The organism is Flavobacterium fluviale, assembly GCF_003312915.1.
Lineage (GTDB): Bacteria > Bacteroidota > Bacteroidia > Flavobacteriales > Flavobacteriaceae > Flavobacterium > Flavobacterium fluviale.
In genome coordinates this window covers 754,830-772,448 of record NZ_CP030261.1, presented here as the reverse complement: position 1 = coordinate 772,448, position 17,619 = coordinate 754,830, and the positions used below count along the sequence as shown (strand labels likewise).

The window sequence follows — 17,619 nt, the reverse complement described above, 5'->3', positions numbered from 1 at the left end:
TTTTTTATTTGGAATTTTTTAAAAATTTATTCAGTAAGCGCATCCCACCCGCGTGCTTTTAAAGGAATTTTAGTGTTAGCACGAGTTACGAGATGAATTCCTTCGTTTTCTTCTGCCATGTGTCCAATAACAGAGAAATTTGGGTTTCCTTTTATTTTATCAAAATCATTAATATCAATTGTAAATAAAAGTTCGTAATCTTCACCGCCGTTTATGGCAACAGTTGTGCTGTCTATATTGAATTCTTCGCAGGTAGAAATAAACTGAGGATCTAGCGGCAGTTTATCTTCGTATAAATTACATCCTACCTTTGATTGTTTACAGATATGAATAATCTCAGACGAAAGTCCATCCGAAATATCGATCATAGCAGTTGGTTTAATATCTAAGGCGTGAAGCAATGTTCGAACATCTTTTCGAGCTTCTGGTTTTAACTGACGTTCTACCAAATAAGTGTAAGGATCTAAATCTGGCTGATTATTTGGATTAACTTGGAAAACCTGTTTTTCACGTTCCAAAACCTGAAGTCCCATGTAAGCGGCACCAAGATCTCCGGTAACAACTAATAAATCGGTTTGTTTGGCTCCATTACGGTAAACCAATTCATTTTCATCAGCTTCGCCAATTGCAGTAATGCTGATAATTAAACCTTTTTGAGATGAGGTTGTATCGCCTCCAATAACATCAACTTTATATTCTTTTGCAGCATGTGTAATTCCAGCAAACAACTCTTCTAGAGCTTCAAGCGGAAAACGATTTGAAACCGCCACAGAAACTGTAATTTGAGTCGGTTTTGCATTCATGGCACAAATGTCTGAAACATTTACCACAACAGATTTGTAACCTAAATGTTTTAGAGGCATGTAAGCCAAATCAAAGTGAACGCCTTCTATTAATAAATCGGTCGAAACTACAACTTTTTTGTCTTTAAAATCAAGAACAGCTGCATCATCGCCTATACTCTTTAATGTTGATTCCTGAGTAACATCAAAATTTTTGGTTAAATGTTCAATTAAGCCAAATTCGCCCAATTGAGCTATACTAGTTCTTTGTTGATTTTTATCTTCAATCATTTTTTTAAGGTACAAAGGTTTTTAAGATGCAAAGGTACAAAGTTGAAGGCTTAATAACTATAAACGAAGTTTTTTTCTCTTTCTAGTCATTATCGTTTCATGCTAAAATGGGCTTTGAATTCTTGAATGATACCATTTTGTGTATAAGTAACCCGAAACCAATAATCGGAAGAAGGAAGCGGACTGCCGTCGAAATTACCATCCCAGCCGGCACCAGAAGGTTTAATCATTTTTAATAACTTACCATAACGGTCGTAAATCGTGATGACCGCATCTGGCTGGTAAGCGAGATCTGGAATGTTCCAAGTGTCATTGTAACCATCGTTGTTTGGTGTGAAAAATTTAGGATATTTGAGTACTTTGGCAAATAGAATAAGATTGTCACAATTGGCTTTTATATCTCTAATTGTAATAGCATGTTCTCCCGAGTCAACATTCTGAAATATATTACTGGTTTGAAAATCGCCGTCATCCAACTGGTATTCATAAGTTCCGAAACCGTTTGTGAGATTTACAATGATATCAATATTATCTGCGAATTCATCTGACACAGTTACGGTTGCAATTGCCGGACTGGATTTTTCGACAACTACAGTGGCTGGATTATAACCACAGTCGTTACCAACATCTGGAATGTTTTTAACGGGCACAACTGTATATGTTCCTTCTTGAGCAGCGGTATAAGTTGGTCCTGTGCCTACTTTATTTCCGTTAAAATACCACTCGACAGTATAATCTGCAGAAGTGATTCCTGAATTCAATTGTGCCGAATGCTGTAATGTTCCCGTTTGATAATCAACACAAATGACTCCATTTTGTAAAGAGAAATTTTTTAATGGATAAATAGTAATGTAAAAATCATCCTGAGCAAAACAGCTGGAATTTGTGGCAGAAGCTGCGTAGATATACATTTTTTGACTCGTACTTATTTTCTGTCCTGCCGCATATTGAGTTCCCGTCGCGTTGGGTTTGCTGTAATAGTTTCCGACAGCCAAAACAGGCAAAGTATAACTTTCACAAATAGCCACATCAAGAGTATTCGCCAAGATAGGAGTAGGAGAAATCGTCACTGAAAAATTCTTTTCACTAACACAAGTCAGACGTGTACCGCTTACGGCATAAACATAAATGATCTGCGAAGTTTTTAAAATTGTTCCAGCTGGAATTACAGCGCCTTTTCCGCCTGGCTGTGCATAATAATTACCCAATTGTAACGGAGGCAAAGTATAACTGTCACAAACATTTATATTGCTGAAATTGCCCACATCAATTCCGTTGTAATTAACTTTAAAAAACGTTTCATTGCTGCAAGATGTAAAATTGGGCCATTCGTTATAAATATAAATAGTCTGTGTGGTGTTAATAACTGTTCCCTCAGTAAGTTGTGTTCCCGCGCCATTTGGTCCTCCCGTGGCTGTATAATATTTTCCATTTTTTAATTTCGGAAGTTTAAAATCGGTGCAGGTAACTACATCGGTAAAACTGTCAACAAGAGGCAGAGGTCTGATTTCGACGGTAAAACTATGCTCATTTGTACATTCAGGCCCTACCGAAAAAACATATATAGTTTGTGTTGAGGTAATGATGTCTCCTGCCTTTAGTCGTGTTCCTCCACCATTAGTTTTTGTAAAATAGTTACCATTTGTCAATGGAGGTAAAACGTATCTTGCGCATTCGAGTCTGTTGGCAGGAGTATCTACCAATGGAAGCGGTTTTATAGTAATAACATATTTAAGATTTTCTGTACAGTTGGGCGAAGTTGTAGTTGCAGCATAATAATATACGGTTTGCGAACTGGTAATAACAGTTCCAGCTGGAATATTTTTTCCCTGACCACCAGCATTTTCGAAATAACCGCCAATGGAAACGGGAGGCAGCGTAAAACTTCCGCATCGTGAAATTGGAACAAAAATTGGAGAATTGACAATATCTATTTTAAAAGAATGCTCATCGGTACATCTTCCATCATTTGCAAAAACAAATACTGTCTGACTCGAAGTTATTTTGTCTCCCGCCTTTAGGGCTCTTCCTAAACCTCCTGATAATGTAAAGTAATTTCCGTTTGCCAAGACTGGTAAGGTGTATGAATCGCAAGTCACTACATTCTCAGGTTTATCTATTGCGGGTAAAGGATAAACTGTAAAAGGTACCGCTATGTCACGACACACCGCTCCATTGATTACCGCATAATAATAAATAGTCTGACTGTTTGTAAATACTGTTCCTCCCGGGATTACATCTCCCTGCCCTCCAGGCTGCGTAAAAAAACCACCTGCAGGCACGAGCGGAACGGCGTATTGACCACACGCTTCTTTTTTAAAACTAATTTCATAAATCAGGGTCACATTAAAGCTTGTTTCATTGGTACAGTTATTTGTCGTGGGACCTTGATAGATATAGTAACGGCCTCCTTTCGTAATAACATCACCTGCATTTAATCTAGTTCCTGTTCCATTAGGGGCCGTATTATACTGCCCGTTTGAAATTGGCGGCAATGTATAACTGTTACAGGCAATGACATTCGGAATAGTATTTACTGGCGGCAGCGGGTTAATAAGTATACTGAAACTGACTGTTGTGTAACAAACCGAGTTCGCAATATTTTCAATCCGTACCCAGATAGTTGTCGAAGATTGAGTAGACGTAGTAAATGTTTTCGGTTCGGCAATATTATTTCTGGCATTGTTAGCGTCTATTTCGCTGTTATAATACCTGATTCTATATTCGGAAGCATCTGATCCATTAAGAATAAGAGATTCCTGAGTCGTTAAATCAACAGATATATTTTTGGAAATATTATCGCAGACATTTAAGTCGGATGGTTTTACCACATTGATTGGAGCAGTTGTCAAAAGATTAAATGAAATTATATTGTTGCAAAAAAACGTTTTGTCATAAACAGGCACCACTTTTATATATATGGTTTGATTGCCAGAACTTGTGAAAGATTTTAATTGATTTTCTGGTATAATTGGCCCGTTTGCATTGGCAGAAGCTAAGGAATCAAAATAATAAATAGCGTGTTTAGCCGGATCGATACCTAATGTCGTTAAGTTATTTTGCGTTAAATCATATTGATAAGAACCAGTCGCACTATAACAGGCCGTTAAATTTTGCGCAGGTTTAATAATTAACTCATTAATTACAACTTCATCTTTAACCACACAACCAGAAAGTGTTGCCGTAACTCCATAAATTCCTGCTTTATCGACTGTCAAAGAATTGGTGGTTTCATTAGGAATTACTGTTCCATTTAATGTCCATGTATAAGCAAAATTGCCCACAAGATCAGATTTGAGTGTAATTTTTTCACCTTGACAGATAGTTCTGTCGGGACCCAAATCCATTGTTGTCATAAAACTGCCGCCTTTTATGAAAACTGCCGAATCATAATTACTGTCGTTGTAATCGCCAATAGCAAGTTTTATACGATAAGTTCTATTGGGAACCACAGTTGAATAAGCCGTTAAAACTTTCGTCTCGCCTCTCATATTGAGGGACGACTGAGACGGATTCGCGACATTATACCGATCAAATAAATTAGCATTTGCAGATAAACAGGATGAATTATACTGCTGATCTCTAATATTTTTGACTGAAACTGGAGTATTTGTTCCCGGCAAAACGGCAAGATTTGTTGAAATCCCTGTCGTTAAATCAGTTAGTATGAAAGCAAAAACATCACTAAATCCACATTGAAATTCACCATATTCATTGGAAGCAAAAAGAAAATCGAAGCTGAAATTACTTGACAGCGGTGTAAAATCAAATTGAAGAAAACTGACATCTGTTACGGGTACAACTTGTCCGTTATTATCGCTGATAATCTGCAGATCACTATCAGTAGCGTTGTTCAGCTGGCTGCTTTCATTAGTACCGCTGTATGATCCTTCTGTATATTTGGCGATTCCGTTTCTTATAATGATTCCGCTTGAAATGGGGAAGTTTGGATTTGTGCTAGTGAATTTACCAATGCCTTGATGAGATGAAAACTTGAAATTACTTTCGTTTGAACAGCCATTTTGCATTAATTCTGACCGTATCAGTTCAGGTATGCCCAAAGTTGTAGTGTCGACCACGATTCCTTGAGATAAAGATAGGGTCGAATAAAATAATAAAAATAGAAGTAGAGCAGATCTCATAATTCATATTCTATTAGTTGGCTTATTTAAAGTTACGAAATTATTTCTTTTTAAATTTTTGATTGTCAGTATTTTATGATTATTTGTGAATGAATGCACAAAAGTGGATTATAATTTCAAATTTTGTTAAATTCTAAAAAAATTAAAAAGCAGCACGCTATAGATTGTTTGTATATAAAGAGAGCGGAGTTGTTTGACTATGTTTTAAAGAGCCAATAATTAAATATTTATAAAAAATATTTTTTCCTGCTGACAAACTGTTGTCACCAGCCCATTTTACTTTTGAAGTATTAAAAATATTTAAACTTTAAGACCATGAAAACATTAGAAGCACAAGTTATTACATCAGAAGATTTATTGAAACACTGGCAGGGGCACCGCGCTCTTACACGCAGATTGATTGAACTTTTTCCTGAGAAAGATTTCTTTGAATTTTCAATTGGCGGCATGCGTCCTTTTGCCAAATTAGTGGACGAACTTCTAGCGATAGCAGTTCCAGGACTTAAGGGAATTGTAACGAAACAAACCGAAGCATTTTCGGAAGGAGCAGAAAAATTGATTTTTAAAGCACAGTATCTTCAAAAATGGGATGAAGCGACAGAAGAAATTAATAAATATTGGGAACAATTATCAGTCGAAGATTTCAGTGAAACTTTTAATTTGTTCGGACAATATGAATTTCCAGTTATTCAAAATATTTTGTATTTCATTGATAATGAAGTTCATCACCGAGGACAAGCATATGTGTATTTAAGAGCTTTAAATATCGAACCGCCATTTTTCTGGGAAAGATAAATAGTAAAAACGAAAAAAACTCTTGAAAATATTCTTCAAGAGTTTTTTTATAATTTTATATAAGTCTTTTTTTATTGATTTCAAGTAGTTCTAAAACTTTAGTCTTTAATATTTCAGGTTCCAAGATTTCTGCATAATCTCCAAACATAAGATACCACCTTGGAAAACCACTTTCAATATCACGGCACATAAAATGCATTTCGATTTTGTCACCTATTTCTTTTTCGGAGACAAAGCCATGATATTTTCTTTCATAGTTCAAATATCTTGCGATTTTTTTTTCGACTAAGATTCTTACTGTTGTCGTAGCACAAGTTTCGGTTTTATTGAGATAAGTTTCCAATGCATCGTGTTCTATAGTAAAATCAAATTCGGTTTTTTTGATTTCCTGAATGCGATCGGTTCTAAACTGGCGGTAATCTTTTCGCAAATGGCAATAACCTAGAAAATACCAATTGTTATTATCGTGAAAAACCCCAACTGGTTCGAGATTTCTTTGTGTAGTTTCGTCTTTATCAAAAGTTTTATAGGTTAAAAGAATTTGCTTTTTCTCTGCAATTCCTTCAAAAAGAACAGCCAGTGTATTCGGAGAATTGTCATTAAACATTGGCTCTGCAGTCTGCATAACTACCCTTGACTCAATGTTAGAAAGCCAGTCTTTGTCTGCACTTCTTAAAACCGATTTCAGTTTGTACATCGCCGATGCGTGATGCGTCCCCAAAGAAGGATCAGTAAATTTTTGCATCAGCTTTTCGGCAGCAATAAAACTGCTTATTTCCTCTCGTGTAAACATTACGGGCGGAAGTCTGTAGCCTTCCATTAAAGCATAACCAACTCCTGCTTCGCTGTAAATAGGAACGCCAGAAGCTTCGAGCGTTCTAATATCCCTGTAAATAGTTCGTAAACTGCACTCGAAACGATCTGCCAATTCTTGTGCTTTTACAATCTTTTTAGATTGTAATTGAATAAGAATCGCAACAATTCGGTCAAATCGTTTGGGAGTTTCGTCGAGCATTTTTTAAGATTCTAAGGTTCTGAGTTGCTGAGACTCTAAGTTTTTTTTGCTAATTCAAAGATACAAATGTAAAAAGTAAAGAGAAATAAAAAAAGCTGTTCTAAACTAGAACAGCTTTTACTTTATAAGTCGAATTAATTTAAACATTTTTTGCATCTTTACAGAATTATAGTATTAAATTTTAGAATGTAGAATGAAACTTCCTTTTGAGCCAGTTATTTTTGGTTATGAAATCAATATCCATTTAGTTTTAGAATATCTGGCATTTTTTTTAGGATATCGATATTATGTTTTTTTGAGAAAAAGAACGAACGATAGTATTGTTTCTTCCAATAGATTATCAATCATATTAGGAGCTGCAATTGGAGCTTTTTTGGGTTCTAGAATTATGGGTTTTTTAGAAAATCCTGTTTTTCATCTTGATGCAAGATCAATTTTAGAACTCTTCAATGCGAAGACCATTATGGGAGGATTGTTTGGCGGACTTTTGGGCGTTGAAATTGCTAAGAAGGTTATAGGAGAAAAAGAATCATCAGGAGATTTATTTACCTTTCCGATTATTTTGGGAATTTTTATAGGAAGAATTGGTTGTTTTTTATCTGGAACCAATGAGTTTACATATGGAAAAGAAACGACCTTTTTTACAGGTATGAATCTTGGCGACAATATTATAAGGCATCCAATTGCATTATACGAATTAATTTTTTTGATCATTTTATTTTTTGTTCTGAAAAAATTAAAAAACAGAAATATAAAAAACGGACTTATATTTCAGTATTTTATGATTGCCTATTTTGCATTTCGCTTTTTTGTAGAATTTCTGAAACCCAATTATTTCTTGATTTTTGGAATAAGTTCGATTCAGATTTTATGTTTGATTTGTCTGCTCTATTATAACAAAACAATTTTAAATTTATTTGTAAAAAATGCCAGTTAGAAAATATACTTATTATGACTTTACATTAAGCCTTTGTCCAGAATGCTTAAAGAGAATTGATGCTAAAATTGTTTTTGAAGACGAGAATGTCTACATGCTTAAAAGATGTCCGGAACACGGAAGTTCGAAGGTTTTGATTGCTGACGATATTGAGTATTACAAGAATATCCGAAACTACAATAAACCATCTGAGATGCCGTATACTTTTAATACAAAAACGCACTATGGCTGTCCGTACGATTGCGGTTTATGTCCAGATCATGAACAGCATTCTTGCCTTACAGTTGTTGAGGTTACAGATCGATGTAATCTGACATGTCCAACTTGTTACGCTGGTTCATCGCCTAATTATGGTAGACACAGAACTCTTGAAGAAATAAAAGCAATGCTCGATACGGTTGTTAAAAACGAAAAAGAACCTGATGTAGTTCAGATTAGCGGAGGAGAACCAACCATACATCCTGAGTTTTTTGAAATTTTGGATTATGCAAAATCAATTCCGATAAAACATTTAATGCTAAACACAAACGGAATTAAAATTGCAAAAGACAAAGAATTCGTTCAGAGGCTAAAAACCTATTCTCCAGATTTTGAAATCTATCTTCAGTTTGATTCTTTTGAAGATAGTGTATTGCAGGAATTGCGTGGAGCCGATTTAAGCGAAATACGAAAACAGGCTTTAGAAAATCTAAATGAAGTTAATTTGTCAACCACTTTGGTTGTTACGCTTCAAAAAGGATTAAACGATCATGAAATAGGTAAAATTGTTGAGTTTGCACTAAAGCAAAAATGCGTTCGAGGTGTTACATTTCAGCCGACTCAAATAGCGGGTAGATTGGAGAACTTTAACTTAGAAACCGATCGCATGACTTTAACAGAAGTAAGAAGAAAAATTCTGGAGCAAACTACCGTTTTCAATTCAGATGATTTACTTCCTGTTCCTTGTAATCCTGACGCTTTAGTAATGGGTTATGCGTTGAAGTTAGGAGACGAAGTTTTTCCGTTAACGCGATATATTAATCCAAATGATTTATTGGATAATAGTAAAAACACGATTATTTACGAGCAGGATGAAGTGCTTAGAGGTAAAATGATAGATTTGTTTAGCACAGGAAATTCTGTAGAAGTAGCGCAAGAAAACTTGAAATCGATATTATGCTGTCTCCCTAATATTGATGCGCCTGAATTAGGTTACGATAATCTGTTTAGAATTATTATAATGCAGTTTATTGATGCCTATAATTTTGATGTAAGGGCAATAAAAAAATCATGCGTACATATTGTCAATAAGGATAATAAAATAATTCCTTTTGAAACCATGAATTTGTTTTACAGAGATGATAAAGTAAAAAGATTAGAAGAATTAAGAACTAACATATAAGAATATGACAGCGCTAGAAGTAGGTAATTTAGATGGTTTGGTCGCATTTTTTGTAGCGATTATGGTTGGTCCGCCAATTTTAATGGCTATCACTGGTTTTGCAATTAAGAAAAGTAGCCCCAATGGAGCAAAGGTTTGTTTTATTATAGGAGCACTATATCTGATTATTGGATTAGGAATATGCGGAACACTTTTATCATAAGAAAAATCCAAAATTATTTGGCATATAAAAAAAGCTGTCATTGAAGACAGCTTTTTTATAAGTAAATAGCAGGAAAGAATTAAAATCTATATAAAAGACCAAACTGTGGTTGATCGAAGATATTTTCAAATAAATTAATATTTAATTGAAAAGTATTTGCTGAAGGTCCTTCTTCTGGAGAAACACTATTGTAAGAAAGCATATTAGCTAATACAAAAGTTACAGCAATATTTTTAGTGACAAAATAGTTTAAACCTACAGTAATATCGGCTGTAACACTATTGTCAGTATCTGAAAGTCCTTCCACTTCAGTTTTATTTCTTCCAAAACCTAAGCCAGCTTCTCCATAAGCTTTGAAACGTTTTTTGTCAAGTTCTAAAAAGTAATAACGAGCAAACGCGCCAACTCCAAAAACATTCACTTTAGTCTGAGTAGTTTCAGTTTCAGAGCTTTCATAGTTCAGTTTAGCTCCTACTGCTACTTTATCATTTAAAAGGTAGCCAAATTTTGGACTAAAACCGTAATAATCTACATTTCCGCCTGTGCTAATTTTGATAGAACCTTCTAAGAACATATCACCGCTTTCAAAGGTTACCCCTTTTGCTGAGTTCATTTCCGAATCAACTTCTTCTTGTTGTGCGTTAGCAAATGAGAAAGTTAACATCGATAAAAGAATAAAAAATTTAGTTTTCATAATAATAATTTTAAGTTGTAAGATTAAAGTTATATTTAAAAATCTAGAAATATTCGAATCTAAATCGAATGCATCAATAATGAATCTATAGAGTTAAAAAACACATAAATTTATAAGTATTTACTTGTTTAATTTTGGGTATAATTTTAAGTTTTGAAGGACAAAGCCTTGTGTTTATTGACAAATTAATTCTTAAAAAACAAAAACCCGATAACAAAAGTTATCGGGTTGTTAATCTTGGTACTTAGTACTAAAATCTTAATACTAATACTTAATCGTTCAATTTCAAAACAGCCATAAATGCTTCTTGTGGAATCTCGACGTTTCCTACCTGACGCATACGTTTTTTACCTTTTTTCTGTTTTTCAAGCAATTTACGCTTACGCGAAATATCTCCACCGTAACATTTTGCGGTAACGTCTTTACGAAGTGCTTTAATTGTTTCACGAGCAATAATTTTCGCTCCAATTGCAGCTTGAATCGGAATATCAAATTGTTGTCTTGGGATTAACTCTCGTAATTTCTCGGTCATTTTTTTACCGATATTATAAGCATTGTCTTCGTGGATTAATGCCGAAAGTGCATCGACAGTTTGTGCATTTAAAAGAACGTCCAGTTTAACCAATTTCGAAGTTCTCATTCCGATAGGAGAGTAATCGAAAGAAGCATAACCTTTAGAAACTGTTTTTAAACGATCGTAAAAATCGAATACAATTTCAGCCAAAGGCATGTCAAAATTTAACTCAACTCTTTCAGTAGTTAAATACGTTTGATTCGTAATTAAACCACGTTTTTCGATACATAAACTCATTACGTTTCCTACGAAATCAGCTTTTGTAATAATAGTAGCTTTTATAAATGGTTCTTCAACTCTGTCCAAACGAGAAGGTTCAGGCAAGTCAGAAGGATTGTTTACAACAAATGCATTGTCTGGTTCCTTTTTGGTATAAGCCAAATACGAAACGTTAGGAACTGTAGTAATTACGGTCATATCAAACTCACGCTCTAAACGTTCCTGAATAATTTCCATGTGAAGCATTCCTAAGAATCCGCAGCGGAAACCAAATCCTAGAGCTGCAGAACTTTCAGGTGTGAAAACCAGCGAAGCATCATTCAGTTGCAATTTCTCCATAGAAGAACGCAAATCTTCATAATCTTCTGTGTCAACAGGATAAATTCCGGCGAAAACCATTGGTTTTACATCCTCAAAACCTGTAATCATATTTGTAGTCGGCGTTTTAGCATCCGTTAAGGTATCACCAACTTTTACTTCTTTTGCTTCTTTAATTCCAGAAATCAAATAACCAACATCTCCACTGGAAATGACATTTTTTGGAACCTGATTTAATTTTAAAGTTCCAATTTCGTCAGCAAAATATTCATTGCCAGTTGCCATGAATTTAATTTTCTGACCTTTTTTGATTTCACCATTTACAACTCTAAAGATAACTTCGATTCCACGAAACGGATTGTAAACCGAGTCAAAGATCAAAGCTTGTAGAGGTTCGTCTGGATTTCCCTTAGGTGCAGGAATTTTTTCGATAATAGCGGCAAGAATGTTCTCAACACCAAAACCTGTTTTTCCAGAGGCGTGAATAATATCTTCTAATTTACATCCTAATAAATCGATAATATCATCACTAACTTCTTCTGGATTGGCACTTGGCAAATCGACTTTGTTTAAAACCGGAATAATTTCCAAGTCATTTTCAAGTGCTAAATATAAATTTGAAATCGTTTGTGCCTGAATACTTTGTGCAGCATCAACAATTAATAAAGCTCCTTCGCAGGCTGCGATAGATCTCGATACTTCATACGAAAAATCTACGTGACCAGGAGTGTCAATTAAATTCAAGATGTATTCTTCTCCTTTATAAGTATATTCCATTTGAATGGCATGACTCTTAATGGTAATTCCACGCTCACGCTCCAGATCCATGTTGTCAAGCAATTGTGCTTTTTCTTCACGAGCTGTAACGGTTTGTGTTGCGCCTAATAATCTGTCCGCCAATGTACTTTTACCGTGGTCAATGTGTGCAATAATGCAAAAGTTACGTATCTTCTTCATTTTTATATATCAGTTCTCTAACGAGTTTAAGTATTTTTTGGGTGTAAATAACGCCAAAGCAATTGCTTTAAAGCATGTTATTAAGGCGCAAAGATAGCGCAAAGTTTTGGATTCTGGAATGTTGATATGCGATAGTTGATGGTTGTGAATTAAAAAGAAGCCTAAAATTCAAAATTGAACCCTTTTTCTGTTAATTTCTTGTACATTTCAGCATCAAATTTATAAAGTTTAGCCGCTCTGTGCGAAACGTCTTTTTGTTTTTCGTTGAGTTCTGTCAGCAGTTTCATGTGAAGAATTTTTCGTCTGAAATTCGATTTATCCAATTCGATTCCTAAAATTTCTTCATACAAATGCATCAACTGTAATAAGGTAAATTTTTCTGGCAGTAAATTAAAACCAATCGGCGCTTGACGAACGCGATTTCGCAGCTGCGATAAACTGAAATCCAGAATTTCGTTATGGTCAAAAATCAAATCTGGAATTTCATTTATTTTATACCATTTGGCTTCGATAACCCTTAAACTGGCTTTAATGTTATAATCTTCCCGATTGACTAATGTGTAATAACCAATGGTAACCACACGTCTTTCCAGAACACGTTTCGGATTTGTAAAAGCTTTTAACTGCTCCAGATAAATATTTTCAAGACCAGTAAGTTCTTGTAAAATGCGCTGTGCTGCATCATCGGCACTTTCCTCCAGTTGCAGCCATCCACCGAGAAGCCCCCATTTTCCTTTACTTTCGCCTTGGGCATGCTGCACCAAGAGAACTTCGAGACTCTCCTTATTAAATCCGAAGAAAACACAGTCAATTGTGATTCCGTCTACGGCTGGTTTGTGATGATTAGTAGTTATTTCTGTCAATTTATTGTTGTGTTTCGAAGTGCAAAAAGTGTTTTTTATTTCTCAAATGAAAATCAGAATTCAAAATTGAAACCCTTCTCGGTTAGTTTCGTGTAAATTTCTGGATCAAATTTGTATAATTGAGCTGCTCGGTGGGAAACGTCCTGCTGTTTTTCGTCTAAAGCTGCCAAAAGTTTCATGTGAAGAATTTTTCTTCTAAAATTAGGTTTGTCCATTTCAATTCCTAAAATTTCCTCATACAACTGCATCAACTGTAATAAAGTAAATTTTTCAGGTAATAAATTAAAACCGATTGGTGTCTGTCGGACTTTGCTGCGAAGGTGTTTCAAACTATACGCTAAAATCTCATTATGATCATAAATCAAATCTGGAATATTGTTTATTTTATACCATTTTGCATCCGAAGCTGTAAAACCGGCTTTAATATTGTAATCTTCTCTTTTGACCAAAGCATAATAACCAATTGTAATTACTCGTCTGAGCGGAAAACGATTAGGATCGCCAAATGCTTTAAGCTGTTCCAGATAAATATTATCAAGCCCAGTAAGTTCATTTAATAAGCGATGAGCAGCATCATCTGTGCTTTCTTTTTTATAAATCCATCCCCCAGGAAGACCCCATTTTCCTTTACTGATTCCTTCTCCGTGCTGCACCAAAAGCACCTCGAGACTGCCTTTGTCAAAACCAAAAATGACACAGTCAATCGTGATCGCATTCATGGCACTTTGTTCGTTTTTTGGAACAGTTCCGTCATCTACATTTTCAACCATATTCGAGATAAATTTTGACAAATTAAATAAATAAAATGATTATTAGCCTTCTTAAAAGCTTTATATTTTTTTTAACGAAACAAAATTTTGATAATCAGTGATTTAAAAATGTGCTTAAAAATGTATTAAAATACTTTAATTCTTAAACGACTGATTGTCAATTTTATAAAACGTTGGTTTTTCTCTAATTTTTATTTCAATTTCATTTCTGTTTTTACAGCATTGATAAAAATGAAATGGTATTTATTAGAATTGAAAAAAATTAACCCTAATATTTTGTTAATATAGAAAATTTGTTTTACACTTGTAGTCAAATTTACCATAAGATAAATTCAAATTGACTATAAGTAAAAAAGGCAAAGCTACGACTTAACTTAAACTTACCACAAATGTTTTTATAGAAATTGATTTTTAATCGATTTTGATATTAAAAATAGCTGCTTATAGTCTGCAAGTACTAAATGTTGAGAATGAGATTCAGGCCCTCATTTTTGGCATGACCTGCTTGGGAAGTTTTTCCAGATTTCTCTTAGGGTAAAAATTACTAACTATAACTTAAACTTAATCAATTCTTATTATGAAAAGCAAAAATTGTATTAAAACAACAAAGCTTCCATATTTTATGGCGGTGCTGCTTAGCGTATTTATGATGCAGTTTGGATTTGCACAAGAATCCAAAACTGTAAGTGGAACAATCACTTCTGCCGAAGACGGATTTGGAGTTCCCGGAGCAACTGTACAAGTACAGGGAACAAAATCGAGTACTGTTACCGATTTTGATGGAAAATATAAAGTGGAAGCCAAAACAGGCGATGTTTTAGTGGTCACTTTTGTGGGTTTCAAAACACAAAACATAACTGTTGGCGCTCAAAAAGTAGTCAATGCAGTTTTGCAGCCAGAAACTGCAGAACTTAAAGAAATTGTGGTAATCGGATACGGTACTCAAAAGAAGAAAGTTAATACAGCTGCAACTTCTTTGGTATCAGGAAAAGACATTCAGCAGGTTGCGAGTCTTGATGTTGTAAATGCTTTACAAGGTCAGGCTTCGGGAGTTTCTGTAACTTCTTCTTCTGGTCAGCCTGGTGCGAATATGGTGGTAAATATTCGTGGTGCCGGTACAGCAGGAAACAGTGATCCGCTTTATGTTGTTGATGGTGTCGTGGTTGATAACGGAATTGGATATTTAGATCCTTCTGTTATTGAAAGGGTTGACGTTTTAAAAGATGCTTCTGCAGCTTCTATCTACGGAGCAAGAGCGGCAAACGGAGTTATCTTGGTTACAACAAAAAAAGGAAAAGATGGTAAAATGAATGTGTCTTTCAGTTCTTATACAGGTTTTCAGCAGATTGCTAAAAAACTAGATTTGATGAATACGCAAGAATATACAACTATTATAAACGAAGCTCGTGTAAATTCTGGATATGCTCCATTATACACAAAAGCGCAAATCGCTGGATTTCCAGACACAGATTGGCAGAAAAGTTTATTTAATGAAGGTGCAATAAAACAAAATCACTCTCTTTTGATTACTGGAGGTGATGAAAAATCAACTATTGCAACTGGTTTATCTTACTACGGACAAGATGGTATGATTGGAGGATCGACTAGTCAATCGCAATACGATCGTATTACTTTTACAGTAAACTCTACTTCGGAAGTAATTAAAGGTTTCTTGAAAATTGGTGAAAATTTCACTTTATCAAACATCAAATCAAGCGGTGTTGCAGATGATGGTATTTACAGCAACGCAATTAGAGCGTTTTTAAATGCTGCGCCAATCGACGCTCCTTATGATGAAAACGGAGATTTTGCACGTTCAATTATTTCGAATGATGTAACAAATCCTGTTGGGTCTTTATACTACAATAACTTCAACCAAACCAAAACAAACCGTTATGTAGGTAACATTTTTGCTGAATTAAAGTTTGCAAAAGATTTTACCTTTAGAACGAGTTATGGTGTTGATATGACAGATAGTAATTACCGTTCTTTCAGACCTGTATATTCTCTTTCTTCAAACGATAATAACACAGTTTCAAGTGTTACGCAAAGTTCTACAAAATCTTTAGGATGGATTTTCGAAAATACACTTCAGTATAAATTCAATATTGCAGGTTCTCACAATTTTGACTTGTTAGCGGGTACTTCTGCTAAAAAGAATACTTCTGATTATATGGAAGGACAAGGAAGAAACTTAATTTTTGATGATTTCGCACATGCTTATTTGGATAATGCAAAAGACCCAACATCAAATGTGGTAAAAGGAAATCGTAGAGATTATGCTATTCAATCTTACTTCGGACGTTTATTGTACGATTATGATAATAAATATTTATTCTCAGCTACAGTTCGTCGTGACGGATCTTCAGAATTTGGTCCAGACAACAAATATGCTATTTTCCCATCGTTCTCTGCTGGTTGGAATTTAGACAAAGAAGCTTTCTTTAAAGAAAATAAAGTATTAAATACTTTCAAATTAAGAGCAAGCTGGGGACAAAATGGTAACGATCAATTTGCAAGAAGATTTGCTTACATGTCGGTTGTAAACTCAACAGATAAAACGTATCATTTTGGAACAGGTGACGAAACTTTATTAGTAGGTTCAAGCCCGGATCAATTAGCAAACCGTAATTTAAAATGGGAAACTTCTGAGCAGTTAGACTTAGGTTTTGATGCTACTTTATTTACCAACTTTACTTTAACTTTCGATTACTACGACAAGAAAACGAAAGACTGGTTAGTTTTGGCTTCTATCCCAGCTTATGCTGGAGCAACTGCACCTTACATTAATGGTGGAGACGTTAGTAATAAAGGTTTTGAAATTGGATTGGCTTACCGCACACGTATTGGAAAAGATTGGAATTTTGGTATTAATGCAAACCTTTCTCGCAACCAAAACGAAGTATTACGAATTGCAAACAACGAAGGAATCATTCACGGAGAATCAAATGTTTTATTCCAAGGTCTAGACGAAATGAACCGTGTTGAGGTTGGTAAACCAATGGGTTATTTCTACGGATTAAAAACAGCTGGAATTTTTCAAAATGCAGCAGAAGTTGCAGCAGGAGTTCAGCCAAATGCAGTTCCTGGAGATGTTCGTTTCGTAGATTTGAATGGTGACGGACAAATTGATGCAAATGATAAAACGCAGATTGGAGATCCAAATCCAGATATTAACTACGGTGTTAATTTAGAATTATCATACAAAGCTTTTGATTTATCTATTAATACCTATGGTACTGCTGGAGGACAAAACGTTTTCGGAATTCACGATTACACTCGTGCCTACACAAACAACACTACAGATGTTTTAAACAGATGGACAAGCGAAGGAACTTCAAACACAGTTCCAAGAGTAACATACGGAACAGATGATAATGGTAACTACACTAAATTCTCTGATTTGTATATTCAGGATTCAGATTTCTTCAGAATTAAAAATGCTACAATTGGATGTGATTTGACAAAGTTAACAGACAAGTTAAAATTCTTCTCTAAGTTCAGATTGTACGTTGCAGGTAATAACATTTACACTTTTACAAAGTACAAAGGAATGGATCCGGAAATTGGTTTCGGAAACGTAAATCAATCTTGGGCTAAAGGAATCGATGTTGGATATTATCCGCAGCCAAGAACCTACATGATGGGTCTAAATGTTAACTTTTAAATTTTGAACACG

12 protein-coding genes are annotated in these 17,619 nt (G+C 34.7%); 5 read left to right on the top strand and 7 right to left on the bottom strand.

Going from position 1 to position 17,619, the window contains the following annotated elements:
• Positions 1–26: 26 nt before the first annotated feature.
• Together thiL and HYN86_RS03615 are read right to left on the bottom strand one after the other, a co-directional pair.
• Positions 27–1,073 carry a thiamine-phosphate kinase gene (gene thiL, locus HYN86_RS03620; protein ID WP_113676810.1) on the bottom strand — a complete coding sequence of 349 codons (1,047 nt, stop codon included), beginning with the start codon at positions 1,071–1,073 and terminating at the stop codon, positions 27–29.
• An 89-nt stretch (positions 1,074–1,162) separates the two neighbouring features.
• Positions 1,163–5,215 (bottom strand): T9SS type B sorting domain-containing protein, encoded by a 4,053-nt coding sequence (locus tag HYN86_RS03615; RefSeq protein ID WP_113676809.1) that lies wholly within the window; start codon positions 5,213–5,215, stop codon positions 1,163–1,165.
• Between the two features lie 315 nt (positions 5,216–5,530).
• On the opposite strand from HYN86_RS03615, the gene HYN86_RS03610 reads away from it, so the two are divergent.
• Entirely contained in the window at positions 5,531–6,010 is a 480-nt protein-coding gene (locus HYN86_RS03610) for a DinB family protein (RefSeq protein WP_113676808.1), read from the top strand.
• Positions 6,011–6,065: 55 nt separating this feature from the next.
• Here the strand turns inward: HYN86_RS03610 and HYN86_RS03605 are convergent, their stop codons facing one another.
• Positions 6,066–7,025 carry a helix-turn-helix transcriptional regulator gene (locus HYN86_RS03605; RefSeq protein ID WP_113676807.1) on the bottom strand — a complete coding sequence of 320 codons (960 nt, stop codon included), beginning with the start codon at positions 7,023–7,025 and terminating at the stop codon, positions 6,066–6,068.
• Between the two features lie 193 nt (positions 7,026–7,218).
• Here HYN86_RS03605 and HYN86_RS03600 point away from each other — a divergent pair, with 193 nt between their 5' ends.
• From HYN86_RS03600 to HYN86_RS03590, 3 genes are read left to right on the top strand one after another with little or no spacing between them, the layout of a single operon-like run.
• Positions 7,219–7,962, top strand: a complete 744-nt coding sequence (locus HYN86_RS03600) for a prolipoprotein diacylglyceryl transferase (protein WP_113676806.1) — start codon at positions 7,219–7,221, stop codon at positions 7,960–7,962.
• A complete protein-coding gene (locus tag HYN86_RS03595; RefSeq protein ID WP_113676805.1) occupies positions 7,952–9,343 on the top strand; it encodes a radical SAM protein in 1,392 nt (463 codons plus the stop codon). The genes HYN86_RS03600 and HYN86_RS03595 overlap by 11 nt, the downstream gene beginning before the upstream one ends.
• A gap of 4 nt (positions 9,344–9,347) precedes the next feature.
• Complete coding sequence (locus HYN86_RS03590; RefSeq protein ID WP_113676804.1) at positions 9,348–9,545, top strand: hypothetical protein; 198 nt, start codon at positions 9,348–9,350, stop codon at positions 9,543–9,545.
• A gap of 79 nt (positions 9,546–9,624) precedes the next feature.
• On the opposite strand, the gene HYN86_RS03585 is transcribed toward HYN86_RS03590, so the two are convergent.
• From HYN86_RS03585 to HYN86_RS03570, 4 genes are all read right to left on the bottom strand, one after another.
• On the bottom strand, positions 9,625–10,239 hold the full coding sequence (locus HYN86_RS03585) for an outer membrane beta-barrel protein (protein WP_113676803.1): 615 nt from the start codon (positions 10,237–10,239) through the stop codon (positions 9,625–9,627).
• A 271-nt stretch (positions 10,240–10,510) separates the two neighbouring features.
• Positions 10,511–12,307 (bottom strand): translation elongation factor 4, encoded by a 1,797-nt coding sequence (gene lepA / locus HYN86_RS03580; protein ID WP_113676802.1) that lies wholly within the window; start codon positions 12,305–12,307, stop codon positions 10,511–10,513.
• A gap of 161 nt (positions 12,308–12,468) precedes the next feature.
• Positions 12,469–13,170, bottom strand: coding sequence for an NUDIX hydrolase (locus HYN86_RS03575; RefSeq protein ID WP_113676801.1), 702 nt, complete (start codon positions 13,168–13,170; stop codon positions 12,469–12,471).
• Between the two features lie 53 nt (positions 13,171–13,223).
• Complete coding sequence (locus HYN86_RS03570) at positions 13,224–13,940, bottom strand: NUDIX hydrolase (protein WP_113676800.1); 717 nt, start codon at positions 13,938–13,940, stop codon at positions 13,224–13,226.
• Positions 13,941–14,517: 577 nt separating this feature from the next.
• On the opposite strand from HYN86_RS03570, the gene HYN86_RS03565 reads away from it, so the two are divergent.
• Positions 14,518–17,607, top strand: a complete 3,090-nt coding sequence (locus HYN86_RS03565) for a SusC/RagA family TonB-linked outer membrane protein (protein WP_113676799.1) — start codon at positions 14,518–14,520, stop codon at positions 17,605–17,607.
• Positions 17,608–17,619 lie beyond the last annotated feature (12 nt).